General features: G+C 61.1%; 23 protein-coding genes and 1 tRNA gene. 17 read left to right on the forward strand and 7 right to left on the reverse strand.

The window, feature by feature from the left end; all coding sequences use genetic code 11:
* Positions 1-35 precede the first annotated feature (35 nt).
* Together AC1DXM_RS15770 and AC1DXM_RS15775 are read right to left on the reverse strand one after the other, a co-directional pair.
* Positions 36-110 (reverse strand) — tRNA-Gln (locus AC1DXM_RS15770).
* 109 nt (positions 111-219) lie between these two features.
* Positions 220-564, reverse strand: coding sequence for a VOC family protein (locus AC1DXM_RS15775; RefSeq protein ID WP_477234000.1), 345 nt, complete (start codon positions 562-564; stop codon positions 220-222).
* Positions 565-783: 219 nt separating this feature from the next.
* Between AC1DXM_RS15775 and ppdK the strand changes: the two genes are divergently transcribed.
* From ppdK to AC1DXM_RS15790, 3 genes are all read left to right on the forward strand, one after another.
* Complete coding sequence (gene ppdK, locus AC1DXM_RS15780; protein ID WP_477234002.1) at positions 784-3,489, forward strand: pyruvate, phosphate dikinase; 2,706 nt, start codon at positions 784-786, stop codon at positions 3,487-3,489.
* A 175-nt stretch (positions 3,490-3,664) separates the two neighbouring features.
* On the forward strand, positions 3,665-4,768 hold the full coding sequence (locus AC1DXM_RS15785) for a glycosyltransferase family 9 protein (RefSeq protein ID WP_477234004.1): 1,104 nt from the start codon (positions 3,665-3,667) through the stop codon (positions 4,766-4,768).
* Between the two features lie 90 nt (positions 4,769-4,858).
* Positions 4,859-5,629 carry a polysaccharide deacetylase family protein gene (locus tag AC1DXM_RS15790; RefSeq protein WP_477234005.1) on the forward strand — a complete coding sequence of 257 codons (771 nt, stop codon included), beginning with the start codon at positions 4,859-4,861 and terminating at the stop codon, positions 5,627-5,629.
* Positions 5,630-5,958: 329 nt separating this feature from the next.
* On the opposite strand, the gene AC1DXM_RS15795 is transcribed toward AC1DXM_RS15790, so the two are convergent.
* Together AC1DXM_RS15795 and AC1DXM_RS15800 are read right to left on the reverse strand one after the other, a co-directional pair.
* Positions 5,959-6,348 (reverse strand): DUF427 domain-containing protein, encoded by a 390-nt coding sequence (locus tag AC1DXM_RS15795; RefSeq protein ID WP_477234007.1) that lies wholly within the window; start codon positions 6,346-6,348, stop codon positions 5,959-5,961.
* Positions 6,349-6,490: 142 nt separating this feature from the next.
* Entirely contained in the window at positions 6,491-6,922 is a 432-nt protein-coding gene (locus AC1DXM_RS15800) for a hypothetical protein (RefSeq protein WP_246691212.1), read from the reverse strand.
* A gap of 210 nt (positions 6,923-7,132) precedes the next feature.
* Here AC1DXM_RS15800 and AC1DXM_RS15805 point away from each other — a divergent pair, with 210 nt between their 5' ends.
* The 3 genes from AC1DXM_RS15805 to AC1DXM_RS15815 all read left to right on the forward strand — a co-directional run bounded on the left by AC1DXM_RS15805 (position 7,133) and on the right by AC1DXM_RS15815 (position 10,573).
* Positions 7,133-8,761, forward strand: coding sequence for a fatty-acid--CoA ligase (locus AC1DXM_RS15805; RefSeq protein WP_477234009.1), 1,629 nt, complete (start codon positions 7,133-7,135; stop codon positions 8,759-8,761).
* Between the two features lie 278 nt (positions 8,762-9,039).
* Positions 9,040-9,822, forward strand: coding sequence for a DUF1499 domain-containing protein (locus AC1DXM_RS15810; protein WP_477234011.1), 783 nt, complete (start codon positions 9,040-9,042; stop codon positions 9,820-9,822).
* A gap of 316 nt (positions 9,823-10,138) precedes the next feature.
* Positions 10,139-10,573, forward strand: a complete 435-nt coding sequence (locus AC1DXM_RS15815) for a hypothetical protein (protein WP_477234013.1) — start codon at positions 10,139-10,141, stop codon at positions 10,571-10,573.
* A 221-nt stretch (positions 10,574-10,794) separates the two neighbouring features.
* On the opposite strand, the gene AC1DXM_RS15820 is transcribed toward AC1DXM_RS15815, so the two are convergent.
* Entirely contained in the window at positions 10,795-11,808 is a 1,014-nt protein-coding gene (locus tag AC1DXM_RS15820) for a LacI family DNA-binding transcriptional regulator (RefSeq protein WP_477234015.1), read from the reverse strand.
* Between the two features lie 199 nt (positions 11,809-12,007).
* Here AC1DXM_RS15820 and AC1DXM_RS15825 point away from each other — a divergent pair, with 199 nt between their 5' ends.
* The 5 genes from AC1DXM_RS15825 to AC1DXM_RS15845 are packed head-to-tail and all read left to right on the forward strand — an operon-like array spanning position 12,008 to position 16,719.
* Positions 12,008-13,051 carry an ABC transporter substrate-binding protein gene (locus tag AC1DXM_RS15825; RefSeq protein WP_477234017.1) on the forward strand — a complete coding sequence of 348 codons (1,044 nt, stop codon included), beginning with the start codon at positions 12,008-12,010 and terminating at the stop codon, positions 13,049-13,051.
* A gap of 27 nt (positions 13,052-13,078) precedes the next feature.
* A complete protein-coding gene (locus AC1DXM_RS15830; protein WP_477234367.1) occupies positions 13,079-14,116 on the forward strand; it encodes an ABC transporter ATP-binding protein in 1,038 nt (345 codons plus the stop codon).
* The gene (locus tag AC1DXM_RS15835) at positions 14,113-15,000 is read left to right on the forward strand and encodes an ABC transporter permease (RefSeq protein ID WP_477234019.1); all 888 of its coding nucleotides are present in this window, start codon (positions 14,113-14,115) and stop codon (positions 14,998-15,000) included. The genes AC1DXM_RS15830 and AC1DXM_RS15835 overlap by 4 nt, the downstream gene beginning before the upstream one ends.
* Positions 14,993-15,784: an ABC transporter permease gene (locus AC1DXM_RS15840; protein ID WP_477234021.1), complete on the forward strand. Its 792-nt coding sequence runs from the start codon at positions 14,993-14,995 to the stop codon at positions 15,782-15,784. Before AC1DXM_RS15835 ends, AC1DXM_RS15840 begins: the two co-directional genes overlap by 8 nt.
* A 14-nt stretch (positions 15,785-15,798) precedes the next feature.
* Positions 15,799-16,719, forward strand: coding sequence for a phosphorylase family protein (locus AC1DXM_RS15845; protein ID WP_477234023.1), 921 nt, complete (start codon positions 15,799-15,801; stop codon positions 16,717-16,719).
* Here AC1DXM_RS15845 and AC1DXM_RS15850 read toward each other — a convergent pair.
* The gene (locus AC1DXM_RS15850; protein ID WP_477234025.1) at positions 16,716-17,624 is read right to left on the reverse strand and encodes an MBL fold metallo-hydrolase; all 909 of its coding nucleotides are present in this window, start codon (positions 17,622-17,624) and stop codon (positions 16,716-16,718) included. The two genes, AC1DXM_RS15845 and AC1DXM_RS15850, sit on opposite strands and share 4 nt — an antisense overlap.
* 118 nt (positions 17,625-17,742) lie before the next feature.
* On the opposite strand from AC1DXM_RS15850, the gene AC1DXM_RS15855 reads away from it, so the two are divergent.
* Complete coding sequence (locus AC1DXM_RS15855; protein WP_477234027.1) at positions 17,743-18,336, forward strand: biotin transporter BioY; 594 nt, start codon at positions 17,743-17,745, stop codon at positions 18,334-18,336.
* Positions 18,337-18,389: 53 nt separating this feature from the next.
* On the opposite strand, the gene AC1DXM_RS15860 is transcribed toward AC1DXM_RS15855, so the two are convergent.
* Entirely contained in the window at positions 18,390-19,331 is a 942-nt protein-coding gene (locus AC1DXM_RS15860) for a UDP-glucuronic acid decarboxylase family protein (RefSeq protein WP_477234029.1), read from the reverse strand.
* A gap of 262 nt (positions 19,332-19,593) precedes the next feature.
* On the opposite strand from AC1DXM_RS15860, the gene rfbA reads away from it, so the two are divergent.
* The 5 genes from rfbA to AC1DXM_RS15885 are packed head-to-tail and all read left to right on the forward strand — an operon-like array spanning position 19,594 to position 26,496.
* Entirely contained in the window at positions 19,594-20,475 is an 882-nt protein-coding gene (rfbA, locus tag AC1DXM_RS15865) for a glucose-1-phosphate thymidylyltransferase RfbA (protein ID WP_477234031.1), read from the forward strand.
* A 1-nt stretch (position 20,476) separates the two neighbouring features.
* Entirely contained in the window at positions 20,477-21,031 is a 555-nt protein-coding gene (gene rfbC, locus AC1DXM_RS15870; RefSeq protein ID WP_477234033.1) for a dTDP-4-dehydrorhamnose 3,5-epimerase, read from the forward strand.
* Between the two features lie 25 nt (positions 21,032-21,056).
* Positions 21,057-22,151, forward strand: coding sequence for a dTDP-glucose 4,6-dehydratase (gene rfbB / locus AC1DXM_RS15875; protein WP_477234035.1), 1,095 nt, complete (start codon positions 21,057-21,059; stop codon positions 22,149-22,151).
* Complete coding sequence (gene rfbD / locus AC1DXM_RS15880; RefSeq protein WP_477234037.1) at positions 22,148-23,056, forward strand: dTDP-4-dehydrorhamnose reductase; 909 nt, start codon at positions 22,148-22,150, stop codon at positions 23,054-23,056. Before rfbB ends, rfbD begins: the two co-directional genes overlap by 4 nt.
* A complete protein-coding gene (locus tag AC1DXM_RS15885; RefSeq protein WP_477234039.1) occupies positions 23,053-26,496 on the forward strand; it encodes a glycosyltransferase family 2 protein in 3,444 nt (1,147 codons plus the stop codon). Before rfbD ends, AC1DXM_RS15885 begins: the two co-directional genes overlap by 4 nt.
* The last annotated feature ends 5 nt before the right edge of the window (positions 26,497-26,501 follow it).

The raw sequence follows: 26,501 nt of genomic DNA on the forward strand, positions 1-26,501 counted from the left end.
CCATAAATAATTGATTTTGTTCATAAAATTTGTAATGGCTGGGGCGCCAGGATTCGAACCTGGGAATGTCGGTACCAAAAACCGATGCCTTACCACTTGGCGACGCCCCAGCAGGCGGGCTTTGCCCCCTGCGCGCGGCCTTATAGGACGAGCGGCACGAAAGCTCAATGCCGAGTTCGCCCTGTGCAAAACTGATCCACCGCCTGGCACGGGCGCTCGCTATTCGCCCCAGACCGCCAACTCATTGCCGGCCGGATCGGTGAAATGGAACCGCCTGCCTCCCGGAAACGAGAAGATCGGCTTGACGACCGTGCCGCCGGCATTTTCGACAGCGTCGAGGGCTGCTTCCAGATCCTGCGAATAAAGCACCGGCAGCGGTTTGGCCGGCGCCTCCGCGCCATCGGCCTGAAAGCCGCCGTCGAGCCCTTCCCCAAAGGCCGAATAGGTCGGCCCGTAATCGGTGAACGACCACGAGAAGGCCGCACTGTAGAACGCCTTGACGCTGTCCAGCGTTCCGCCGGTCGCAGGCAATTCCAGATAGTCGAGTTTTCCGTTGAGTTTCATCACGCTACTCCCAACTTGTTCATGATATGTTCTATATCGCAGGCGGCTGGTCGGCAAGTCTTTTTGACGCAGCTTTTGCTTAATCGATTGTAGTGGCCGGGCTTGGCTGACCACGCCTTGCCTTTCGCACTGCAGCATAATAACGCTCGGGTCGGAATGCGGGGGGAACCGGGGCGTGGCCCCGGTGTTGTCTATCTTCCACGGACTTGGAGGGCGAGCATGACCAAATGGGTCTACACGTTCGGCGACGGCGCCGCGGAGGGACGTGCGGGTGACCGCAATCTTCTCGGCGGCAAGGGCGCCAATCTGGCCGAGATGTGCAGCCTTGGCCTGCCGGTACCGCCGGGCTTCACCCTCACCACCGAAGTCTGCAACGCCTATTACGCCAATGGCAACAGCTATCCGGCCGCGTTGAAGGCCGATGTCGTCAAAGCGCTGGACCATATCGGTACGCTGACCGGGCGCCGTTTCGGCGATCCGTCGAAATTGCTGCTGGTCTCGGTCCGCTCCGGCGCTCGCGCCTCGATGCCAGGCATGATGGATACCGTGCTCAATCTCGGCCTCAACGACGAGACGGTCGAGGCACTTGCCACCGATTCCGGCGATGCCCGCTTTGCCTATGACAGCTATCGCCGCTTCATCCAGATGTATTCCGACGTCGTCATGGGTCTCGACCACGAAGTGTTCGAGGAAATCCTCGAGGACCAGAAGGCGAGCCTTGGCCACGAACTCGACACCGAACTGACCGCAGAGGAATGGCAGGGCGTCATTGCGCTCTACAAGGCCAAGGTCGAGGAGGAACTCGACAAGCCGTTTCCGCAGAACCCGCACGAGCAGCTTTGGGGCGCCATCGGCGCGGTGTTTTCAAGCTGGATGAACAACCGCGCCATCACCTACCGGCGCCTGCATGATATTCCCGAAAGCTGGGGCACGGCGGTCAACGTCCAGGCCATGGTGTTCGGCAATATGGGCGACACCTCGGCCACCGGCGTCGCCTTCACCCGCAATCCCTCGACCGGCGAAAAGATGCTCTATGGCGAGTTCCTGGTGAACGCGCAGGGCGAGGATGTCGTGGCCGGCATCCGCACGCCGCAGAACATCACCGAGGCGGCGCGCATCGCCGCCGGCTCCGACAAGCCGTCGCTGCAGAAGCTGATGCCGGACGCGTTCCGCTCCTTCGTCGACATCTCCGACCGGCTGGAACAGCACTACCGCGACATGCAGGATCTCGAATTCACCATCGAGCGCGGCAAATTGTGGATGCTGCAGACGCGTTCTGGCAAACGCACCGCCAAGGCGGCGCTCAAGATTGCCGTCGAAATGGCGCGCGATAAGCTGATCACCACCGAAGAGGCGGTCGCTCGCATCGATCCGGCCTCGCTCGACCAGCTGTTGCATCCGACCATCGATCCGAAGGCGCCGCGCGATGTCATCGGCGTCGGCCTGCCGGCTTCTCCGGGCGCGGCGACCGGCGAGATCGTTTTCTCGTCCGCCGATGCAGAAGAACTGAACACGCAAGGGCGCAAGGCGATCCTGGTGCGCATCGAGACCAGCCCCGAAGACATTCACGGCATGCATGCTTCGGAAGGCATCCTGACCACGCGCGGCGGCATGACCAGCCACGCCGCCGTGGTGGCGCGCGGCATGGGCAAGCCTTGCGTGTCGGGTGCCGGCTCGCTGCGCGTCGACTACAAGGCCGGCACGCTGATGTCGATGGGCCAGACCTTCCGCAAGGGCGATATCATCACCATCGACGGCAGCAACGGCCAGGTGCTGAAGGGCGCCGTGTCGATGCTGCAGCCCGAACTCTCCGGCGATTTCGCCGCCATCATGGAATGGGCCGATGCGGTGCGCCGCATGAAGGTGCGCACCAACGCCGAGACGCCGCTCGATGCGCGCATGGCGCGCTCCTTCGGCGCCGAAGGCATTGGTCTGTGCCGCACCGAGCACATGTTCTTCGACGGCGAGCGTATCGTCGCCATGCGCGAGATGATCCTGGCCGATACCGAGAAGGACCGCCGCACCGCCTTGGCCAAGCTTTTGCCGATGCAGCGCTCGGATTTCCTCGAACTGTTCGAGATCATGGCCGGCCTGCCGGTGACAATCCGATTGCTCGATCCGCCGCTGCATGAATTCCTGCCAAAGACTGAAGCCGAAGTGGCCGAAGTCGCTGCTGCCATGAATGTCCCGCCGGACAAGCTCAGGCAGCGCACCGAGGCCTTGCACGAGTTCAACCCGATGCTCGGCCATCGCGGCTGCCGTCTTGCCGTCTCCTATCCCGAGATCGCCGAGATGCAGGCGCGCGCCATTTTCGAGGCCGCCGTCGAGGCCGGCAAGAAAGCCGGCGCGCTGGTCGTTCCCGAGATCATGGTGCCGCTGGTCGGCCTGGTGAAGGAGCTCGACTACGTCAAGGCGCGCATCGACGCTGTCGCCAAAAGCGTGATGGAAGAGACCGGCGTCAAGATCGACTATCTGACCGGCACGATGATCGAGCTTCCGCGCGCGGCGATCCGCGCCCATGTGATTGCCGAGTCGGCCGAGTTCTTCTCCTTCGGCACCAACGATCTCACCCAGACCACCTTCGGCATCTCGCGCGACGATGCGGCCTCCTTCCTCGAGACCTACCGCCAGAAAGGCATCATCGAGCAGGATCCATTCGTCTCGCTCGACATTGAGGGCGTCGGCGAACTGGTGCGCATGGCGGCCGAAAAGGGCAGGGCGACGCGGCCCGAAATCAAGCTCGGCATTTGCGGCGAACATGGCGGCGATCCGGCCTCGATCCGCTTCTGCGAAGAGGTTGGCCTCGACTATGTCTCGTGCTCGCCCTACCGCGTGCCGATCGCAAGGTTGGCTGCCGCGCAGGCCGCGGTGCAGATTGCCAAGATGGTCGCGCCGCGCCTCAAAAAGAGCGCCGCGGCATCCTGATTTCGACATAGTTCTTTCCGCGTCGCGCAAATGGCCACCCCAGGGGTGGCCATTTGGCGCTAAGCTTACGATTTTGTAAGCAAATTCACGCTGATGTGCGCGGCTCGGCACCCAATCCCGACATCGTTTCTGCCCAATTTCACGGTCCCCCAACCCGCCCGGTGCCGAGAAACAGATGTTGCAGATTTCGCCCAAACCCTTCCGCTCGATCCTGATCCTCCAGACCAAGTTCATCGGCGATATTGTTCTCTCCTCCACGCTCGCCAGGAACCTGCAGCTCGAATATCCCGGCGTCAGGATCGTTTTTCTCTGCGAGGCCCGCCTCGCCAGTTTCGTGACCGCGCACGGCATCGCCTCGGAGGTCGTGACCTTCGGCCGCGCTGCCATGCGCGGCACCCCGCTGGAGCGTGGGCGCGAACTCTATTCGATGATCAGCAAGCTGCGCCAGTTTCGCTTCGACCTGACCATCGATCTCACCGATTCAAAGACCTCGCGCATCATCGTCAGGTTTCTCAATGCCAGGACCCGCATCGGCTACAATCCCTCGGAAAGGCCGCTGCGTTGGCATGAGCGTCAGCCCGCCAATCTGTTTGCCAGGCCGTTCGGCTTTGGCGAGCAGCACTATCTCTACCGCTATCTTTCGCCGCTCGAGCCGCTTGGCGTCCCTCTGCGCGTGCGCGCGCCGTCGATCCGGCCCTTGCCGCTGGAGACGGCGAGAGCCCAGGCATTGCTGGACAGACATCGTTTGCGCCCGAACGGTTTCATCGCCGTGCATGCCGGCGCGAGTTTTCACGGCCGGCGCTGGCAGCCGGAACGCTTTGTCGCCGTGATCGACACGATTGCGCGCGAGACCGGACTGGACTTTGTGCTGGTCGGCGGACCGGACGAGCGCAAGCCCGCCGAGCAGATCCTCGCTCACGCCGCGTCGCCGATCGTCAACCTCGTCGGCTCGCTGTCGCTGGAAACGCTGCTGGCGGTGTTGCAACAGGCGCGACTGTTTGTCGGCAATGAGAGCGGCCCCATGCACATGGCAGCAGCCGCCGGAACGCCGGTTGTCGGCCTGTATGGCCTGACCAGCCCGGCCGTTTGGGGGCCGGTCGGCGTGCCCAGCCTCGCTTTGCAGCCGTCCATGCCGTGCAATTGCGTCGCGGGCAGCCTGTGCAATCCGCTCGATCCCAGCAAGGCCTGCTGCGTCTGGCGCCTTGAGGTCGAACTGGTCGTCGCCGCGGTGCGCGAAGTCCTGTCGCGGACGCAAATGGAGCTGGAACACGCCGTCTGATGGTGCGCGGCGGTCACATTGTCGGGATATCAGCTTTCTGCATGGCCGATATCCCGATTTCCGCCTTGTTGCGGGTCTTGGGATGCGGTTATGACAGCGCCGATCCGGAAACAGAACAGGCATCCCTTGCAAAAACTGCTTTGGGCCATCGCTCTATCGGTCTGGGCCGCGTCTGCGGCCCATGCGGCGCCGCTTGTCGAGCCGACGCTGCGCCTCAAGGCGGATGCGGACAGCAATGTAGGCCACGTCGCGCTCACGCTCGACGCCTGCGGCGGGCAGACCGATACGAGGATACTCTCGGCCTTGGTGGAGAACCGGATTCCGGCGACGATCTTCGTCACTGGCATCTGGCTGAAGCGCAATGCCGCCGCTGTCGAGATCATGCGCGCGCATCCCGATCTGTTCGAACTGGAAAACCATGGCGGCCGTCACGTCCCGGCCGTCGACACGCCGCAAAAAATCTACGGCATCCGCAGCGCCGGCAGTCCTGAAGCGGTGCAGGCCGAAGTCGAGTCGGGGGCGGCGGCTCTCGCCCGGACCGGCGAGCCGGCGCCAAAATGGTTCCGCGGCGCGACCGCCGAATACAGCCCGTCGGCCATCGCCATGATCCGCAAGCTCGGCTTCAAGATCGCCGGCTTTTCGATAAACGGCGATGGCGGCTCGTTGCTCGGCGCAAAAGAAACCGCCCGCCGTATCGCCGCCGCCAAGGACGGCGATGTCATCATCGCCCACATCAACCAGCCGACCCACGCGGCCGGCGAGGGCGTGGTGCAAGGTCTGCTGGCGTTGAAGGCGAAGGGCCTCACCTTTGTCAGGCTTGATGATGCCGATGGCGTCGGCAATGACGGGACGACGGACTAGGTTGCGGTGCTGGCTGTGTTCATCGCAGTCCAAGCGCTCTCCGACATTCGAGATTAGCCGAGACCGCGCAACTTCGTCCTCCTAGGGCGAAGCTCCGTCGCGAAGACCCTAGGATTCATTCCGTGACCGCAATCGAAGCGCGCGGCGGGGCAGAATTCTGCACCGTTTCAACGCCTTAACGTCACGGCATGGATCCTATGGTCTGCGCCGCGTCGCTTCGCTCCTTGCTTCGCCATAGGATGACGACGCGACGGGCGTTTCGGCTAACCTTCAGCGATGCGGCTGGTCAACAGAGTTCAGTTCCGCCCATGCCGGGCCGCGTCCGGCCCTCAACCGGGCGTGGCTTCGATCGTAACCCTGTTGGGGTAGAACGCGCCGTGATCGCGAATCTCGGCCATTTCGTCGAAGGGCTGCTCATAGGCCCACATCGCGTCTTTGCCGGTTTCGCCGGCCGGCCGCACGCTCCAGTAGCTGGCGTCACCCTTGTAGGGGCAGTGCGTCGACAGAGCGGTTTTGCCAAGCTGGGTGAAATCGATGTCTTCGAAGGGGATATAGAAATGCTGGGGGTAGGGCGGTTCGGACAGAAGCTTCGCCCGCGTCGATGAGGCGATAACCGTATTGCCGGCACGCACGACCACGGTGCCGCGATAGGGTTCGACAGTGATGACCTTGCCGGGATTGCTCTGGAAGCCGGGGGCGGGGTTGGCGATCTGGTCCATGCGGGGGTTCTCCTTGTCCGATTGGGAGCACGGGGATTGCTTCCCACGTTCTTAAGTGTGTCCGGAGAACCAGTTGCGCAAGGCCATCGTGACTGGCCAGGCGTGCCTGGTCGGTCGTTGAACGATCACGTATGCGAGAACGTCAGGCCGCGGTCTTGAACACGTCCATGAGGCCGGCATAGGCAGCGGCAATGCCGGCCACCGGATTGGTACTTCTAGACGTGGTCTCGACCTTCAGCGCGCCGCCGCCGGTCGGCAAAGTGAGCAGCAGGAACTGGCGATTGCCGCCATCGCCGATCGATGCGGCAGCGACATGCTGGCCTTCGCCTTCGTTCTGGACGCACATTTTGAACAGCAACGTGCCGCCGACCGCCTCGAGGGCGCCACCGACCACCTCGACAAATTCGTCTTCGGAAACCTTTTTGGCCTCCGGCACCAGATCGGCCAGACTTGCGGCCAGCGTATCTTCAAGCTCTTTGTCGTCGAGCTGAATGTCATCCAACTGCACGTCGTCCAACTGCACGTCTTCGGCCTGGCTGTCGTCCAACGGCCTGTCGTCGAGCTGCGCGTCCATGCGAACCTCTTTCAGTCGCCTATCGCACCCCTTGCCCCGTTAACGAACGTTAACACCGACGATGGCCGGATTGTGGCGGTTTTCCCAGGGATTCGATCACTGCTTGCTTCAGCCGTTAACGGTTGGAGACTTGATGACTGGACAATCTGTCCGTTCGTCTCACAATGGAACAAAAAAGCGGGAGAACGAGGAACCAATGGGAGGAACCAGATGCTCGGACTGATGCAGGAATGGCCGCTGCTCTGCCACAAGCTGATCGACAATGCCGAGCGGCAACACGGGACGCGAGAGATCGTGTCGCGCTCGATCGAAGGTCCGATCGTTCGCACCACCTATGCCGAGATCCATCGCCGCGCTCTGAAGGTTGCCCAAAGGCTCGAACGCGACGGTTTTGTGCTCGGCGACCGCATCGCGACCCTGGCCTGGAACACGGCGCGCCACATCGAGGCCTGGTACGGCATCATGGGCATCGGCGCCATCTACCACACGCTGAACCCGCGTTTGTTTCCCGAGCAGATCGTCTGGATCATGAACAATGCCGAGGACAGAGCGATCTTCGTCGACCTGACCTTCGTGCCGCTGCTGGAAAAGATCGCCGGCGCGGTCAAATCGCTGAAAAAGGTGATCGTGCTGACCGACCGGGCGCATATGCCTGAGACGACGCTGCCGAATGTGGTCGCCTATGAGGACTGGCTGAACGAGGCCGATGACGACTTCGCCTGGAAGGTTTTCGGTGAGAACACCGCCGCCGGCATGTGCTACACCTCGGGCACGACAGGCGACCCCAAGGGCGTGCTCTACAGCCACCGTTCGAACGTGCTGCACGCCATGATCGCCGCCATGCCCGACGCCATGGGCATCTCCGCGCGGGACACGATTCTCCCCGTCGTGCCGATGTTCCATGCCAATGCCTGGGGCCTCGGCCAGAGCGCGCCGATGATCGGCGCCAAGCTGGTCATGCCCGGCTGCAAGATGGACGGCGCCTCGATCTGCGAACTGCTCGACACCGAGAAAGTGACCTTCAGCGCCGCCGTGCCGACCGTCTGGATGATGCTGCTGCAGCATCTGGAAGAGACCGGCAAGAAACTTCCCCATCTCAAGAAGGTCGTCATCGGCGGCTCGTCCTGCCCGCGCGCCATCACCAGGAAATTCCAGGACAATTACGGCGTCGAGGTGATCCATGCCTGGGGCATGACCGAGATGTCGCCGCTCGGCACGCTGTGCACCATGAAGCCGCAATATCAGGAGCTCGAGGGCGAAGCGCGGCTCGACGTCCAGGGCAAGCAAGGCTATCCGCCCTTCGGTGTCGAGATGAAGGTGACGGATGACGACGACAAGGAACTGCCCTGGGACGGCAAGACCTTCGGCCGGCTGAAGGTGCGCGGTCCGGCCATCGCCCGCGCCTATTATGGCGGCGTCGGCTCCGAGCAGTTCGACAAGGACGGCTGGTTCGACACCGGCGACGTCGCCCATATCGATCCGGGCGGTTATATGCAGATCACCGATCGCGCCAAGGATGTCATCAAGTCGGGCGGCGAGTGGATCTCGACCATCGACCTGGAAAACCTCGCTGTCGGCCATCCCGATGTCGCCGAGGCCGCGGCAATCGGTGTCCATCATTCGAAATGGGGCGAGCGGCCCTTGCTGGTCGTGGTCGCCAAGCCAGGCAAGGAGCCGAGCAAGGCCGACATACTGGCTTTCATGGACGGCAAGGTGGCGAAGTGGTGGATGCCCGATGACGTCGCCTTCATCAGTGAAATCCCGCACACCGCCACCGGCAAGATCCAGAAGATCACCTTGCGCAAGCAGTTCAGCGACTATCGCCTGCCGACGGATTGATTGAGGTCGTACGTTTTTTGGGCCGCATACCGTTGTCGAAAACGTTGGAGCATGTCGCCCAAAAGTGCGAAGCGGTTTTTGGACAACGACATGCGTGAAAACAACGAGCAAGGGATGTTCAATTTGAGCATGCTTTGCTCTAGAGCAATTCCAGGAAAAGTGCGCAGCGGTTTTCCGTCCGGAATTGCGCGCAAAAGCAGAGCTGGAACGGTTCGACGGTTCCATCAACCGTTGAACCGTTCTAAGCCTCTGTGCGGGTTGGGGCGGTGCTGAAGACAATGGAAATTGACGAGCGGCAAACATCGAAGGCGGCCGGCTGGTCGCGGCGCACGGGCGCTTTTGCCCTGGTGTTGCTGCTGACCGTGCTGGCCGGCCATCATTTCGAACTGGTCGAAACGCCGGCCTTCCTGTGGGTGCTGGCGATTGTCGCCCTGCTTGCCGCGTTCGCTTTGCTGTTTGCCGGCCTTGCTCTATCGCGGCTGTGGCATTTCGGCGACCGTGGCGGGCGCGACCTCTCGGTCGGCGCCTTGCTGGCGCTGCTGGTGCTGACGCCCTACGGCATCGCCGCCTATTGGGCGGCGACCACGCCGCCGCTCAGGGACATCTCGACGGACCTCGACAATCCGCCGGTGCTCGATACGAGCGACCGCACCAAGGATATGAACGTGCTCGCGCTGCCAACCCCGGGCGAAGCGCGCCTGCAGACCGACGCCTATCCGCTGGTCACCGGGCGCAGCTACGATCTGCCATTCGAAACCGTCGTCGACGCCGTCGAAACCGTGCTCGACCGCCGCGACTGGCAGCTTACCGCACCTTATCCGGTGACAGACGGTCAGGACGAGGTGACGATATCGGCCGTGGCCCGGAGCTTCGTCGTCGGCCTGCCCGCCGACGTCGCGATCCGGGTCAGCAATGATGGCGACACGGTCGTCGTCGACATGCGCTCGGCCTCCCGCTACGGCCGCTACGACCTCGGCGACAACGCCGCCCGCATTGTCGGGTTCCTCGCCGAACTCGACCAGGAGGTGGCGGGCCAGGTGGGTGCTGCGCCGGCTGAGTGAGGGTTGGCGCCAAGCCACTGCTAGGGGTGGGCGCGGGCGCCGCTTGCGCTAGCGGCGCCCGGTGATCTCGGCATCCAACGCGCGCGTCAATGCCGCCTCGGCCGGCGCGTAACGCGCCGTGACCAGACTGACGAACTACCAGCTGGGGCGTTTGGATGATGCACGCCAACCGTCAACGATAGGCCCTTATCCCATGGCATCGATAAAACTTTAGGCTGTTCATAAATAATCCGTCGATTCAGATTCAACAATAGGGACAGGGTCACCCGATGCGGTTCAGTATCACGTATTATGAATAAAGAGAAAGGTCGTATGAATGAGAAAGAAAGGAATATTAGCGATAGCTATCGGATCTCCAATGCTGATTGTGGCTATTGGTATAGCATCTTGGTATTCGGGTGAGATAAATGGTTACTGTAGAAAAACCAAAGTTCTTGCCTCTGACGCAGAGCTGGTTGAAAGTGCGCTGGTTCTTGAGGCTCGACAGCCAGAGTTTCCCTATGCAATTTCAAGCCCAGCAGTTGCAAGCGAGTACCTAAAAAATAATCCCGACTGCTGCAAGGTAGAGCGATGGGATCATCCGCTGATGACGAATCCATTTTTAGCAGCGCTGAGTGGGCAACGTGGGTTTGCTGTCAGTTTGGTTTATCCAAGAAAACATCCTGATTTGGATGGGGCGCATCAAGAGACTATAAATATATTAAATGGCTGCGGTGCGTCAATCGACAGATACTCAATGTCTAAGAGATGATAGTAAAAGTGCGTAATATAGCCTACAATACAAAACTTGGAGCTTTTCCGGGTTGGTGTCGTTGTGGTTTTACGAGCTATCATCGTTGGGTTCCTCGCCGAATTGGACCAGGAGGTCGCGGGGCAGGTGGGCGCCGCGCCGGCGGAGTGACATCCAGAGCACCGGACGGCCAATCGGAATCGCTTGGCGCCGCAACAATGCGGCTCGAGTCTGCGCACAGGCTATTCGCCGGGGTCGAATTCACCCTTTAACAAGAAGGTCTCCACCGGCCCGGCCGGATTGATGATCCGGCGCTCCAGAACCTCGATAAGTTTGCGTCCGACACCGGCCATGTCTACAAAATGAACCTCAATCTTCGCCGGCAGGAAGCGTGCAAGCCGCGTGCTGTCACGAGTGACGATGTGGACGTCACGGCCAGGCTCAAGACCCCGCTTGCCGAGAGCGTGTAACGCTCCCAGAAGGCCCAGTTCGTTGGCACATGCCAGGCCCGTCGGCGGATCTGACGATGCCAGCAGGCGATCGAACCAGGCCGCACTCGATTCCATGGTGAACATGCCGTGACCGATCAGCGATTGGTCGATTGCAATACCGGCCTCGGCCATTGCCCTTCCGTATCCGGAAAGACGCATGGCGCTCGCCTGGTCCTTCGGAACGAGAAGTTGCAGCGCAATGCGTCGACAGCCCTTGTCCATGAGCCGTCGGGTCGCCTCGTAGGCAATCTGTTCATTGTCGATATCGACATAAGGATAGGCGGTATCCAGGTCGGTTCTTCCAAACGCGACGAACGGCATGCGTTCATGCAGTAGCAGCTTGACGCGCGGATCAGCCGACACCATTCGGGTGATGATCAGTCCGTCTGAGCTGCGCGCCTGAAGCTGTCGCTGCACACTCTCGACGGGATCGTCGTCGGGCGTGGTCGAATAGATGGACAGACTATAACCCGCTTGCCGCGCCGCCAGCGTCATGCCTTCGATTAGAGGAAGCTTCAACAGATCGGAAAGGTAGTCGCGCGTCTCCATCGGCAGCACTGCCGTCAACGTCTGGGTTCGTCCGGTTTTCAGCGCGCGACCATGATGGTTTGGGACATAGCCGAGCCGCTTCGCCGCCTCCTTGACCCGGGCTATGGTCGAAGGCAGCACTTCCGGCCCATCTTTCAGAGCGCGGGACACCGTGGTCACCGAGAGGGAAAGTTCCGCCGCGATCTGTTTTAGATTGGCCATATCGCCCGACTTCATTTGCGAGAGCGCCGGCTGATCTTGCTGGGCATCGCAACGTTACCGGATTCGAACCGAGGGTCAAATCCAGGCGCGGCGAACCAAGCGAACCTGCCTGGCGCCAGCTTGACTCGCGGATTGTTTTCGGCAATCGTAACGTTACGATTAACAAAAAAGCCGGTCTTATCGGCATTTTTCTGAATCCGGAGGAGCAGAAACCATGTCCCGTTTACTACGCATTTCCCTGGCAGCGATCGCGGTCTCGGTTGCCTTGCCCGCCTATGCCCAGACAGTCACCATCACCACCGCGGGCGGCGACTATGGCAACGCCATAAAGGAGGCCATGTGGGCCCCCGCTGCAAAAGAGCTAGGCTATGATGTCCGTGAGGAGACGCAAAGCGACGGCCTGGCCGCGCTGAAGATGCAGGTGACTTCGGGTGCGGTTACCACCGACATCATCCATCTCGGCTCGCCGGAAGGCGCGCAGGCGGCCGCACAGTCGCTGCTGGAGCCGCTCGACTACAAGATCATCGATCCCAACTCCGTGCCGGCCGGCGCAAAGTCCGACTACTGCTATCCGTTCGACTCCTATGGCACCGTCATGTCGTGGAACACCAAGACCTATGGCGAGAATTCGCCGAAGACCTGGGCCGAGTTCTGGGATGTTGCCAAATTTCCGGGCCGTCGCGCCCTGCGCGCCAATGCGCAGGACCTGATTGAAATCGCGCTGCTCTCCGATGGCGTGGCGCCGGCGGACGTCTATCCCGTGCTCAGCACGCCGGACGGCCTGGAGCGCGCTATCAAGCGGCTCGAAGCGATCAAGCCGAATGTCTCGGTGTGGTGGACCTCGGGAGCTCAGTCGGCGCAGTTGCTGAAAGACGGCGAGTCGGATTTGCTCGTTACCTGGAATGGACGAGCCCAGACCGTGAAGGCGGATGGCGGCGCGGCCGACTACACGTTCAAGGGTTCCGTCATCGGCACGGACTGCCTTGGCGTGCCGAAGGGAGCGCCTAACAAGGAAGCGGCCATGAAGCTCATCGCGGCGATGACACAGCCCGCACACGTGGCGAAGCTGACCGACTTCATTGCATACGGCCCGGTCAACCCTGCCGCATATGAGGGCGGCCTTATCCCGAAAGACCGCCTGAAGACTCTGGCGACCGCGCCTGAAAACGCTGGCACCTCCGTGTACTCGAATGCCGACTGGTGGCTCAAGAACGGCGAGGCCGCTCAAAAGGCCTTCGATGAGATGATGGCCCGCTGAGTCTCAGCCAGAAGGCTGGAGCACATGATGAAGTCGCTCCCGATCACCATCGACAGCGTGCGCAAGACCTACGGATCTTACGTCGCGCTGGATGATGTCTCGCTCGACATTCAGGCTGGCGAATTCCTCACGCTGCTGGGGCCGTCCGGGTCGGGCAAGACCACGCTGCTTATGGCTCTGGCCGGTTTTGTCCGGCCCGATTCCGGTAAACTCCTGTTGGGTGATCGCGACATTACTCACCTGGCCCCCAACAAGCGGGACATCGGCATAGTGTTCCAGAACTACGCCCTGTTTCCCCACATGAACGTTCTGGCAAATGTCGAGTATCCGTTGGTGCTGCGCAAGACGCCGAAAGCGGAGGCCCGTCAGCGGGCGCTTGATACCTTGGCCCGCGTGAAGCTGGAGGGTCTGGCGGAGCGCAACACCGCAGCATTGTCCGGCGGCCAGCGCCAGCGGGTGGCGTTGGCGCGGGCGATCGTCTTCGAGCCACGCGTGATGCTGATGGACGAGCCGTTGTCGGCGCTCGACAAGAACCTGCGCGAGACCATGCAGTACGAGATCCGGCGTCTGCACGATGATCTGGGGATCACCACGATTTATGTGACGCATGACCAGCGCGAAGCACTGATCATGTCAGACCGGGTCGCGGTGATGAATTCCGGCCGCATTCAGCAGATCGATACGCCACAGCGGATCTATGATCGTCCATCCACCCGCTTCGTCGCGGAGTTCATGGGTGAGGCCAACATTGTGGCCCCGGGCGCGGTGCGCAGAATAGACGGCGCCGATCCGTCAAGCGAAGCTCTGATGATCCGCGCGGAAAGCTTCCATCTTGATGCGAAGCTCGTCGGGCGAGACGGGGTGGCGCTCGAGGGAACGCTGCGCGCCAAGGCGTTTCGCGGCGAGAACTGGCTTTTGACGCTGGCGCTTGACGGCGGGCAAGAGATTCTTGTCTGCATTCCGGCGGCGCTGGCCAGTGGCTGCGCAGAGCTTCACACCGGTCAGCGGGTGACCGCATACGCGCCGGCAGCGAAAGTTCACGCGATACCGGGAGCAGGAGTGTGACCGTCATCGCCGATCCTGCGCTGGCGGCAGACGCACGACGCGAGCGGCGATTCTTCCTCTCGCTTTCACTGCCCGCGCTTTTCATCGTCGGACTGGCGGCGATCCTGCCCATCGTCTGGATCATCCGGCAATCCTTCCTGACCACCGGGGGCGCATACACCCTCGGCAATTACGAGAAGGTGCTATCGAGCGGACTGACATGGTCGGCGCTCATCACAACGCTTGAACTGTCCCTGGGCACGCTGGCGATCTGCATTCTTCTCGGCACCCCCCTGGCGCTCGCGCTGGCCAGCGCCAGACCGAGGGTGGCCAATTTGCTGATGGCCTTCGTCATGCTGCCGTTGTGGACTTCCATTCTGGTGCGCACCTATGGCTGGCTCGTGCTCTTGCGGCGCGATGGCCTGATCAACGCGGCTTTGACGGGTTCAGGCCTGACAGCCGAGCCATTGCCGCTGGTCTACAACTTCACGGGAACGCTCATCGGCATGGTTCACTACATGCTGCCGCTCTTTCTGCTGCCCGTCTATGCCGCGATGCGCGATATCGACGCAAACATCATTCGCGCGTCGGCGAGCATGGGCGCCACGCTCGGGAAAACGATCCGCACAGTCATTCTGCCGCTTTCGGCCGGCGGCATCTTCTCGGGTTCGATCATCGTCTTCATCTACACCATAGGGTTCTTCATCACGCCGGCGGTGCTTGGCGGCGGCAAGGTAAATCCTCTCTCCATCCGGATAGAGCGCACGCTGTCGACCTTTCAGGATTGGGGGTCGGCAAGTGTCCTGGGTATTCTGCTCCTCGTTCTCATGGCGTTGGTGGGTGTGATGTTCCTGGCTGCACGACGGCTGATTGCCGGGCGCAAAGTCGGTGCAGCCCATGCTTGAAGCCTATCCAGACAACAGGCTGGCCCGCATCCTCCTGTGGAGCTTCTGCGCGCTCGTAATGGCGTTCCTGATACTGCCGACGCTCGTCGTCGTCCCGCTCTCCTTTTCAGCGTCCAATCTTCTCGAGTTCCCGCCGCGCGCATACTCGTTGCGCTGGTACGAGGCTTTCTTCAGTTCGGCGACATGGATGGCCGCACTCAGGACGAGCCTGATCCTTGGCACATTGACGGCGATGATCGCAGTGCCCCTGGGGCTGCTGGCCTGCATCTCGATGAACAGGCTCGGCGGAAAGGCCGCCGTAGCCATTCAGGGCGTTCTGCTCACCCCGTCCATCGTGCCGGGCATCCTGCTGGCGATCGGTCTGTTCTTTGTTCTGGCGGCGCAACGTCTGGTCGGAACGCTGTTCGGTGTCCTGGTCGGACATGCGGTGCTGGCCATTCCGGTCACGTGCATTGTGCTGTTGCCCGCTCTGGCCCGCTTTGACTGGAACCAGGTTCAGGCGGCGCGTAGCCTCGGCGCAAACTGGGCGAGAGCCATTGGCGGAATAATTGTCCCACAGCTTCGGATCAGCCTGTTGTCGGCCACGCTGATGGCCTTCCTGACTTCGCTCGACGAGTCCGTCATTTCGATCTTCGTAGCCAGCGGTCAAAACAGCACGTTGCCGAAGCTTATGTTCCTGTCGCTGCGCGATCAGATCGATCCGACCATTGCGGCGATCTCGACATTATGGACCGTCATCGTCGTGGCCGTAGTCCTGATCGTGACCCTTCGCCAAAAATCCTGACCGAGACTGGAAACATGCCCACAGATCATCACGCAGCCGGTGTTTCGGCGGATCAATCAACGGACATACCTCAGGTAGGGTTGGCCATCATCACCGGCTCGGCAAACTGGGGGCTTGCCTTCCCGGAAGATGTCGAATTCGAGGGCGTGCGCACCTTGCGGCGGGACATGAGTTTCGAAACGCCTTTCGGTCGCACCGACAACTGGAAGCTGCTCGAGTTCGATGCGTCGATTACCGCTGAAGGCAAAGCGAAACGTGCCTTGTGCATGTATTCGCACGGCAATCCCCGCGACCATATCGACCATTCCTACCATCGCCGCGCGTTCTGGGTATTGATGAACGCGGGTGTACGGCAAGTGCTGTCCTGCTCGACCATCGGCGCCGTCAACAAGGCGATCAAGCCCGGCGACATGGTGGTGAATGCCGATATCATCGAACTGACGCAGACCCCGTTTTCACTGCTTCCCGGCCGCCAGAGCTTCGATTGCTCGGGCAAGCAGATCGTTTGCCCAAGATGTGCGGCAGTTCTGGTCGAAACCGCCCGCCGTCATTGGCCGGCCGAATGCCGCGTTCATGGCATCGAACAACAGCTGGTCGCTGCCCACTGTTACGGGCCGCGGCTGACCACGCCGGCCGAAGCCCTGGCGTTTCGAAACATGGGGGCGGATGTGCTCAACCATTCGATCGCCCCAGAGGCGACCTTGTCGCGCGAGATCGGTGCATGCTTCGTGCCCTTGGCATTCGTAACCGCCGGATTCAACGACTATATGGACCGCAATCGCCAGAAATTGCTGCAGGATGACGTGTTGCCGAGCCTCTCCATGATAGCCTCGCGGGTCGCGCTGGAGACCGCGGCACGACTTCCGGTCAATCCGGAATGCTCTTGCCACGGTTTGAAATCGCCTCAACCGGAAGAACGTTCCAGCCGTTTCTAGCCAACCGGCACAAAAACGCCGTCGATGGCCGGATCACCCTGGGTAGCGACCAGGCCGCGCGCCACCAGATCCTCGAGATGGGCGAGCACCGACAGGCCGGCGGCACCATGCAGGCGCGGGTCGGTGTCCCTGTAGATCGCCTTGACCATGTCTGGAATCGTCCGGTCGCCGCCGCGGATCCGCTCCAGGATCGCCCGTTCGCGCATCTTGCGGTGGGTTTTGAGCCCGCGCATGAAGCTGCGCGGCGCGGTCACCGGGCCGCCATGGCCGGGCAGCAGCAGGCGGTCGCCGCGCGCCATCAATCTGTCGAGCGAGGCCATGTAGTCGGCCATCGCCCCATCCGGCGGCGCCACGATGGAGGTCGCCCACGCCATCACATGGTCGGCTGAAAACAGGATGCCTGTGCCTTCCAGCGCAAACGCCGCGTGATTGGCGGTATGGCCCGGCGTCAGCACGGTCCGGATCGCCCAGCCGTCGCCCTCGATCAGCGCATCGTCGGGCAGCGCGATGTCCGGGACGAAAGCGGTGTCGGCGCTGGCGTCGAGCGGATTGGTCTCGCCGATCCGCAACGGCCGTGCCGGGCGATGCGGGCCTTCGGCCAGCACCGGAGCATCAGTGTGCGCTTTCAGCCGCGCGGCCAGTGGAGAATGGTCGCGATGCGTGTGGCTGACGAAAATGTGGCTGACCGGCCGGTTTGCGATCACCTCGAGCAGCGTCTGGAAATGCGCATCGTCGTCGGGGCCAGGGTCGATCACCGCCAGCGTGTCGCGGCCGATGACGTAGCTGTTGGTGCCGTGAAAGGTGAAGGGACTGGGGTTTTTGGCCGTGACGCGCAAAACTTCCGGCGCAACGGTGACGCCCTGGCCGTAGGCCGGATCGAAGCTGGTGTCGAATATGAGCGCCATGGCGGTGTCGTTGAGCTCGGGTCAAGGGGGGACGGCGAAAGCGATTGCCGCATAGCACGGAAGCCAATATAGGAAAAAGCGAGGCCGCCATCTGCGGCAATCCGGATTGGGGAAGACCATGGCACTTGCAACGACGATGCGCCCGCTTGTTTCTCTCGCTTTGCCTCAGGAGGGGGCGCTGCGCCTTGCAACCCAGCTTTTGCTGGCGATCGCCGGAACGCTGCTTTTGACCCTGTCGGCCAAGACGAAAGTCGTGCTCGGGCCGGTCGATATCTCGATGCAGACGCTGGCGGTCCTGCTGATCGCCACCGCATTTGGCCTGCGGCTTGGCGTCGCTACCTTGCTTCTCTACATGGCCGAAGGCGCCATGGGCCTCCCGGTCTTCCAGAGCACGCCTGAAAAGGGCATCGGCATCGCCTATATGCTCGGCGGCACCGGTGGTTATCTCGCCGGCTTCGTCGTCATGGCCGCCATTGTCGGCTGGGCCGCCGATCGCGGGTGGGATCGTCACCCGATCAAGCTGTTCAACGCCATGCTGGTCGCCGAAATAGTCATGATGGCCATGGGCTTTGCTTGGCTGGCCACCCTCATCGGCGTGGAAAAGTCGTGGCAGTTCGGCGTCCTGCCGTTTATCGTCGGCGACCTGATCAAGGTTGCGCTCGCCGCCAGCCTGGTGCCGGCGGTATGGTCGCTGCTGCCCAAGCAACCCTGAAATCGCTTGAACGCAAATGAGCCGGCGGGTGCGAGCCCGCCGGCTTTTTGTTGTCATGCGTCCACCAGCCGGTGCCGGAAATAGGCGACGGTTTCCTTCAACCCGTCTTCGAGGCCGACTTTCGGCTCCCAGCCCAGCGATTTTCTTGCCAGCGAAATGTCCGGGCATCGCTGCCTGGGGTCATCCTGCGGCAACGGCCTGAAATCCAGCCTGGAGCGGCCGCCGACGATGCCGAGCACGAGTTCGGCAAGTTCCAGCATCGTCGATTCGATGGGATTGCCGACATTGACCGGACCGGTGAACTCTGCCGGCGTTCCCATCAACAGCACCATGGCTTCGGTGAGGTCGTCGACATAGCAGAAGCTGCGTGTCTGGCTGCCCGTGCCGTAGATCGTCAGCGGCTCGCCCCTTATGGCCTGGACGATGAAATTGCTGACCACGCGCCCGTCATCGGGGTGCATGCGCGGACCGTAGGTGTTGAAGATGCGCATCACCTTGATCTCGAGCTGGACCTGGCGCCAATAATCGAAGAACAGCGTCTCGGCGCAGCGCTTGCCTTCGTCGTAACAGCTGCGGATGCCGACCGGGTTCACCCGCCCCCAATAATCTTCCGGCTGCGGATGGGTGTCGGGGTCGCCATAAACTTCCGAAGTCGACGCCTGCAGGATTCTCGCTCCGCGGCGGGTGGCGAGATCGAGCATGTTGATCGCGCCAATCACGCTGGTCCTTGTCGTCTGGATCGGGTCGCGCTGGTAATGAATGGGCGCTGCCGGGCAAGCGAGATTGTAGATGCCGTCGACGTCGGCATCGAACGGCAGCGTGACGTCGTGACGCGTCAGTTCAAACAACGGATTTTGCGAGAGGTGGCGGACATTATCCAGTGATCCGGTCAGGAAATTGTCGGTGGCGACGACATGGTGCCCGAGGCCGACAAGTCGGTCGCACAAATGCGATCCGAGAAAGCCGGCGCCACCGGTCACGAGCAATTTGGCCATGGAGGTTCCTGCTGCTTGATCGCTATGGGGATGTTGTTTGCGAACTGCCGCTGTTTAGCACCGCAAGCCCATTTGCCAAATCGCCACGTCCTGTTGCATCGCCAGGTTGTGGCCGCTCGCCGTCAAATCGCCGCGAGGCGGCAGCTGCAACTCTAATCCGGCGCTGATCCAGGGCCGAGATTGAATTGACAAGCCATTGCGCGAAACCTAAGCACGGTCAACTTGATTTCGGGCGGGGGCCTGGCAATTCAAGGAGAGCTTGTTGAAAGGTATCATCCTTGCAGGAGGCAGCGGGACGCGTCTTTATCCCTTAACATTAGCGATCTCTAAGCAAATCCTGCCGATATACGACAAGCCGATGATTTTTTACCCGCTGAGCGTCTTGATGCTCGCGGGGATCCAACAGATTCTGATCATTTCGACACCACGCGACTTGCCGATTTTTCGGGAGTTGCTGGGGGACGGTTCGGAATTCGGGCTCGAATTGTCCTATGCCGAACAGCCGCAGCCCAACGGGCTTGCCGAAGCCTTCATCATCGGCCGCGACTTCATCGGCAAGGACAATGTGTCGATGATCCTCGGCGACAACATCTATTTCGGTGAGGGTCTGTCGCAGCTCTGCCGCGCTGCCGCGCAGCGGGAAAGCGGCGCGTCGGTGTTCGCCTACCATGTCGAGGATCCGCAGCGCTATGGCGTGGTGTCGTTCGACAAGCTCACCGGCACCGCTTTGACGATCGAGGAAAAGCCGGAGAAGCCGAAGTCCAACTGGGCGGTCACCGGCCTCTATTTCTACGACAACGAGGTCGTCGACATCGCTTCGACGATCAAGCCCTCGGCGCGCGGCGAGCTCGAGATCACGGCGGTCAACAACGTCTATCTCGAGCGCGGGCAGCTGCATGTGCATCAGCTCGGCCGCGGCTATGCCTGGCTCGACACCGGCACGCATGACAGCCTGCATGAAGCCTCTTCCTTCGTGCGCACCATAGAGCACCGCCAGGGCATCAAGGTTGCCTGTCCCGAAGAAATCGCTTTCGAGCAGGGCTGGCTGACCGCCGACAAGGTTCTGCAGCGCGCGGCGCGGCTGGGGAAGAACGAATATGCCGCCTATCTGCGCAGGCGCGTCACCGAGTTGACGGAGAACTAGGGTGCTGGAGATCAGGCCACTCGGCCTCGACGGAGTGCTGGAGATCGTCCCCAAGCGACATGGCGATGCGCGCGGCTTCTTCATAGAAACCTGGAATGCCGAGCGCTTTGCAGAAGTCGGCATCGACTTGCGTTTCGTGCAGGACAATCACTCCTATTCCGCTGCCGCGGGTGTTTTGAGAGGGCTGCACTACCAGCTTGCGCCACGCGCCCAGGACAAGCTGCTGCGTGTTGTCAGAGGCGGCATCCTCGACGTCGCGGTCGATATTCGCCGCAGTTCGAAAACCTTCGGCAAATGGGTCGCGCTCGAAATATCGGCCGAGAAAGGCAACCAGATCCTGGTGCCGAAGGGTTTCGCGCACGGCTTCGTCACGCTCGTGCCGGACACCGAGGTTCTGTATAAGGTCACCGACACCTATTCGCCGGCGCACGACCGATCGATCCGTTTCGACGATCCCGACATCGGCATCGATTGGCCATCGCCCGCCGGCGGCTTCGAGCTCTCGGCCAAGGACCTTAAGGCGCCGACGCTTGCAACGGCCGAGGTGTTCGCATGACGCGCGACGATGTGAGGAGAGCGCCATGAATTTTCTGGTGACAGGCGGTGCCGGCTTCATCGGCTCGGCGGTGTGCCGGCATTTGTGCGCCAATCCGGCCTACCATGTGACCAATCTCGACAAGCTTACCTATGCCGGCAATCTCGCTTCGCTGCGCACGATCGAGAATGCGCACAACTACAAATTTGCGCAGGCCGACATCTGTGACGAGCGGGCGGTCCTCGACATCCTCCACCGCGACGAAATCGACATAGTCATGAATCTCGCCGCCGAAAGCCATGTCGACCGCTCGATCGACGGACCCGGCGCCTTTATCGAGACCAACATCGTCGGCACCTACCGGGTGCTGAATTCGGCGCTCGAATATTGGCGCGGCCTTGGCGAGGACAGGAAAGCCCGCTTCCGCTTCCACCATGTCTCGACCGACGAGGTGTTCGGCGATCTGCCCTTCGACGGCGGCATGTTCGTCGAGGAAACGCCTTACGCGCCGTCCTCGCCCTATTCCGCCTCAAAGGCGGCGTCCGATCATCTGGTGCGGGCCTGGCACGAGACGTATGGCCTCCCGGTCGTGCTCTCCAACTGCTCGAACAATTACGGGCCATATCACTTTCCCGAAAAGCTGATCCCGCTGGTGATCCTCAACGCGCTCGACGAAAAGCCGCTGCCGGTCTACGGCGCCGGCGCCAATGTGCGCGACTGGCTGTTCGTCGAGGATCATGCACGTGCCTTGGAACTGGTCGCCACCAAGGGGCAGCCGGGCGAGAGCTACAATGTCGGCGGCAATTCCGAGCGGACCAACTTGAGCGTCGTCGAGACGATCTGCGATCTGCTCGACGCCAGAAGGCCACGCGCCGGCGGCAAACGCTATCGCGACCTGATCAGCTTCGTCACCGATCGCCCGGGTCACGACCGCCGCTACGCCATCGACGCCTCCAAGATCGGCAGGGAACTCGGCTGGGCGCCGTCGGAGAGTTTCGACAGCGGCCTGGCAAGGACGGTCGACTGGTTCCTCGACAACAAATGGTGGTGGGGGCCGATCCGCGAGCAGCGCTATGCCGGCGAGCGGCTGGGCCAAGTCCAGTCCCGGGGCCAGATTGAAGGCAGGAAGGGCGCGGCGTGAGGCTGGTTGTCACCGGACGCGACGGTCAGGTCGCCACCAGCCTGCTGGAGGCCGGGCAGGGGCGCGATGGCGTTGAGGTCGTCGCGGTCGGCCGGCCGACGCTCGATCTGGCGCAGCCCGACACGGTGTTCGATGCTCTCGCAGCAGTGCGGCCGGACATCGTGGTGTCGGCTGCCGCCTACACCGCGGTCGACCAGGCCGAGGACGAGCCCGACCTTGCCTTTGCGGTGAACGCCGTCGGCGCCGGCAAGGTCGCCGAAGCGGCGACACGGCTCGGCGTGCCCGTCATCCATCTGTCGACCGACTACGTCTTCGATGGCACCAAGGACGGCGCCTATATCGAGACCGACGCCACCGCGCCGCTCGGCGTCTACGGCGCCTCCAAGCTCGCCGGCGAACAGGCTGTTGCAGCAGCCAATCCGCGCCACCTGATCTTGCGCACCGCCTGGGTCTACAGCCCGTTCGGCAGGAATTTCGTCAAGACCATGCTGAGGCTGGCTGCCGACCGTGACGAGATCGCTGTCGTCGCCGACCAATGGGGAAATCCGACCTCCGCATTTGATATTGCCGATGCGATCCTGCATGCGGCGGGGATGTTGCGCCACGACGAGGCGTTTGACGGTTACGGCATCTATCATCTGGCCGGCACCGGCGAGACCAGCTGGAGCGGCTTTGCCCGCCACATACTCGACACAAGCGCGCGCTACGGCGGGCCCACAGCGCGGGTGCGCGACATCGCCACCAGCGACTATCCGACCAAGGCAAAGCGGCCCGCCAATTCACGGCTGTCGAGCGCGAAATTCGCCACTGCATTTGGATGGGGCGCCCGGGATTGGCGGCAATCGGCGCAGGCGGTGGTGCACCGGCTACTGACCGGCGAGACGAGACAGGCACTGAGCGCATGAACAAACACCCGTCACCGAAGAACAGGCGCGATGCGATGCCTGAAGTGACGCCGAAAGCGCGGGGCAAGGCGAAAGCTGGACGGCCTGGACAACGCGACGTTTCACTTCGTGATCTGTACGACGCGCATCGCGGCAAAGTGTCGGATAAATGGTCGATCTATCTAGACACATATGACCAAATTTTTTCAGAATATCGAAACAAGCCGGTTCGGATTCTGGAAATTGGAGTTCAGAACGGCGGTTCCCTAGAGATATGGCAAAAATATTTTCCGAATGTTGAGATAATCGTCGGCTGCGATATTGATTTGGCCTGCGGAAACCTTGTTTTCGACGGTCAGAATGTCTCTATAGCCATAGGCGATGCCAATATAGATGAAGTAGAGAGTAAAATTGTTGCGATATCGGAAAAGTTCGATATTATAATCGATGACGGGTCGCACCTTTCGTCGGATATAATACGTTCGTTCGCACGATATTTCCCTCATCTCTCTGAGGGAGGAATGTACATAGCCGAAGATCTGCATTGCAGTTACTGGCAGGAGTTCGAGGGCGGTCTCTACCATCCCCTTTCCTCGATGGCGTTTTTCAAGCGTCTGCTCGATGTGGTCAATCATGAGCATTGGGGAATGGATCGTCGTCGTGTCGATGCGTTGGCCACATTCGCGGACAGGCACAAAGTCGCATTCGATGAAACTTCTCTCGCGTCGATTCATTCCGTCGAGTTCTTGAACTCGCTTTGTGTTGTAACGAAGCGGCCAATTCCGGAAAATGTCCTGGGCGCGCGCAGCGTGCACGGTCGGGTTGCGCTCGCCGACGGGAGGATGGTTCCTTTCGACGATACGAAGAGCGAGGCGGCTGATCAAACCGGAAATCCTTGGTCGTTGAAGACGACCACTATGGAAGAGGAAATTGAAACCAACAGAAATTTGGTTGTGAGGCAGGAAGAGGAGATCGCAGCGCTGACGGTCGAGCGCGAGCAACTCCGCGTGGTCACGCAAGAGCTGGAGGTCGCCAGCACGAATCTCGTCGCGAGGGGCCAGGATATCGTGGCGCTCCAGCGTGAGATGCAGGAGCGCGATCAGCAGACGGCCGCGTTGAGACACGAAATCGAATTGATTCATAGCAGCCGGACCTGGCGTTATGGATCGTTCCTGCGAAGACTTGCATCAATTCCGACTACGGGAGCTTTTTATGCCGGACGGACCGTCGCGTTGCGCGCGCTCCATCATTTGGAAGGCGCGCCATTGGGCAAGCGGGCCACGGAGTGGACTGTAACCGGCGATGATCCGCAGTTCGAGCTCCTTTGGCCGGGCTTCGGCCCCTTGGTTCCCGGGCACTACCAGATCAGCGCGCGTGTACCAGCCGAATCGGATGCGTTGAGTGACGGGCGCCTCTATGTCGACAGTGGCAGAGGGTACAACGAAATCGAACGGATTGATCTGCGTTTTCGGTCGAATGGCAAAGACCGGACCTTGGCCGTATTTTCGCTTCATGCAGGCGCAGAAAAACTGCGTTTCGATCCGAGTGACGGTTCCGTCAAGATCGCTATCGGCCGCGTGCGGCTACGCAAGCTCGACCGGATTGAATATTACGCTCGTCTCATCGGGAGAATCGCCGCCCGCCACGTGAAAAGCCCCGGTTCCCTTGTACGGTCTGCCGCGCGTGGCGTAAAACTGTTGAGGCAAAGCGGCCTCCGGGGATTTGCGGCCACCCTCCGATCGGCGGAGGCACGGGGCGCTCTGGGCAGCGTTACTTATGAAGGATGGATTGCGCTCAATGACACGCCGACGGAACACGACGTTGCGGACTTAGGCCGGCGGTTGGCCGAATTGGAGAAGAAGCCGCTCATTTCGATACTCATGCCAGTCTACAATACGCCAGAGAGGCTCCTGCGGGAAGCGATCGAGAGCGTCCGCGCACAGATCTACGAGAACTGGGAGTTATGTATAGCGGACGATTGTTCGACGAAGCCGCACGTGCGGAGCGTTCTGGACGAATATGCGAAACGCGATCCACGCATCAAAGTCGTCTTTCGCAGCAAGAACGGTCATATTTCGCTGGCATCCAATTCTGCCCTGGAGCTTGTCGCTGGCGAATGGGTTGCGTTGCTCGACCACGACGATATTCTGCGCCCGCACGCACTGGCTGAGATCGCGCTGGAAGTCGATCGTCATCCTGACGCCGAACTGATCTATAGCGACGAGGATAAGATCGATTCGGAAGGCAGGCGCTATGACCCCTGCTTCAAGCCGGATTTCTCGCGGGAGCTTTTCCGGTCACAGAACTATCTGAACCATCTCACCGTACATCGGGCGCAAAATATTCGCGCCGTCGGCGGCTGGCGCCCCGGCTTCGAAGGCAGCCAGGACTATGACCTCAATCTGCGCATCTTCGAGCGCATCGCCCCTGATAGAATTCGGCACATCCCGAAGGTGCTCTACCATTGGCGCGCGGTGGAAGGCTCGACGGCGCTTGACGGGTCGCAAAAGGGCTACGCCTATATGGCTGGGTTGCGTGCCCTTGGAGAGCATGTCGAACGCATGGCTATTCCGGCGAAAGCTGAGGAAGCTCCCGGTACGCCCTGCTACCGTCTCCGCTTTCTAGTCCCCGAACCGCAGCCGCTTGTGAGCCTCATCATTCCAACGCGCGACAAGGTCGATCTCCTCCGTGGCTGTGTGACGTCCATCCGTGAAAAGACCACCTACGGGAACTACGAGATCCTGGTGGTCGACAACGGCTCGGTGGAAGAGGAAACGCTTGCCTATTTCAGTGAGCTGAAGAAAGCGAAGAATGTTCGTGTGCTCCGCTACGACAAGCCGTTCAATTATTCTGCGATCAACAATTTCGCTGTAGGGAAAGCGAAGGGCTCGATCATCGGCCTCGTCAACAACGATATCGAAGTGATATCGCCGGACTGGTTGACGGAAATGGTCTCCTGGGCCGTTCAGCCGGATGTGGGCTGCGTCGGCGCGAAGCTCTATTATGCCAATGACACGATTCAGCATGGCGGCGTGATTGTTGGATTGGGCGGTGTCGCATGTCATTCGCACAAGGACTTCCCGCGCCATCATCCAGGGTATTTTTACAGGCTGCAGGTCCTGCAGAATCTCTCCGCTGTTACGGCAGCTTGTCTCCTGATCCGCAAGAACCTGTTTGAAGAAGTCGGCGGTCTCAATGAGGTCGACCTGACGGTCGCCTTCAACGACGTTGACCTTTGTCTGAAGGTACAGGAAGCCGGCTACTCAAACGTTTGGACGCCTTATGCCGAACTCTACCACCTTGAAAGCGTCTCTCGCGGCGTTGAGGATGCGCCGGAAAAAATGGCGCGTTTCAACAGTGAAATTGCGTATATGCAAAGACGATGGAAAAAGATCATCGAGCGTGATCCTTTCTATTCACCGAATCTGACAAGAGGGCGTGAAGACTTCTCGCTGAGTTGATATCG

The sequence above is a fragment of the Mesorhizobium sp. P3_A2 genome (assembly GCF_056403115.1).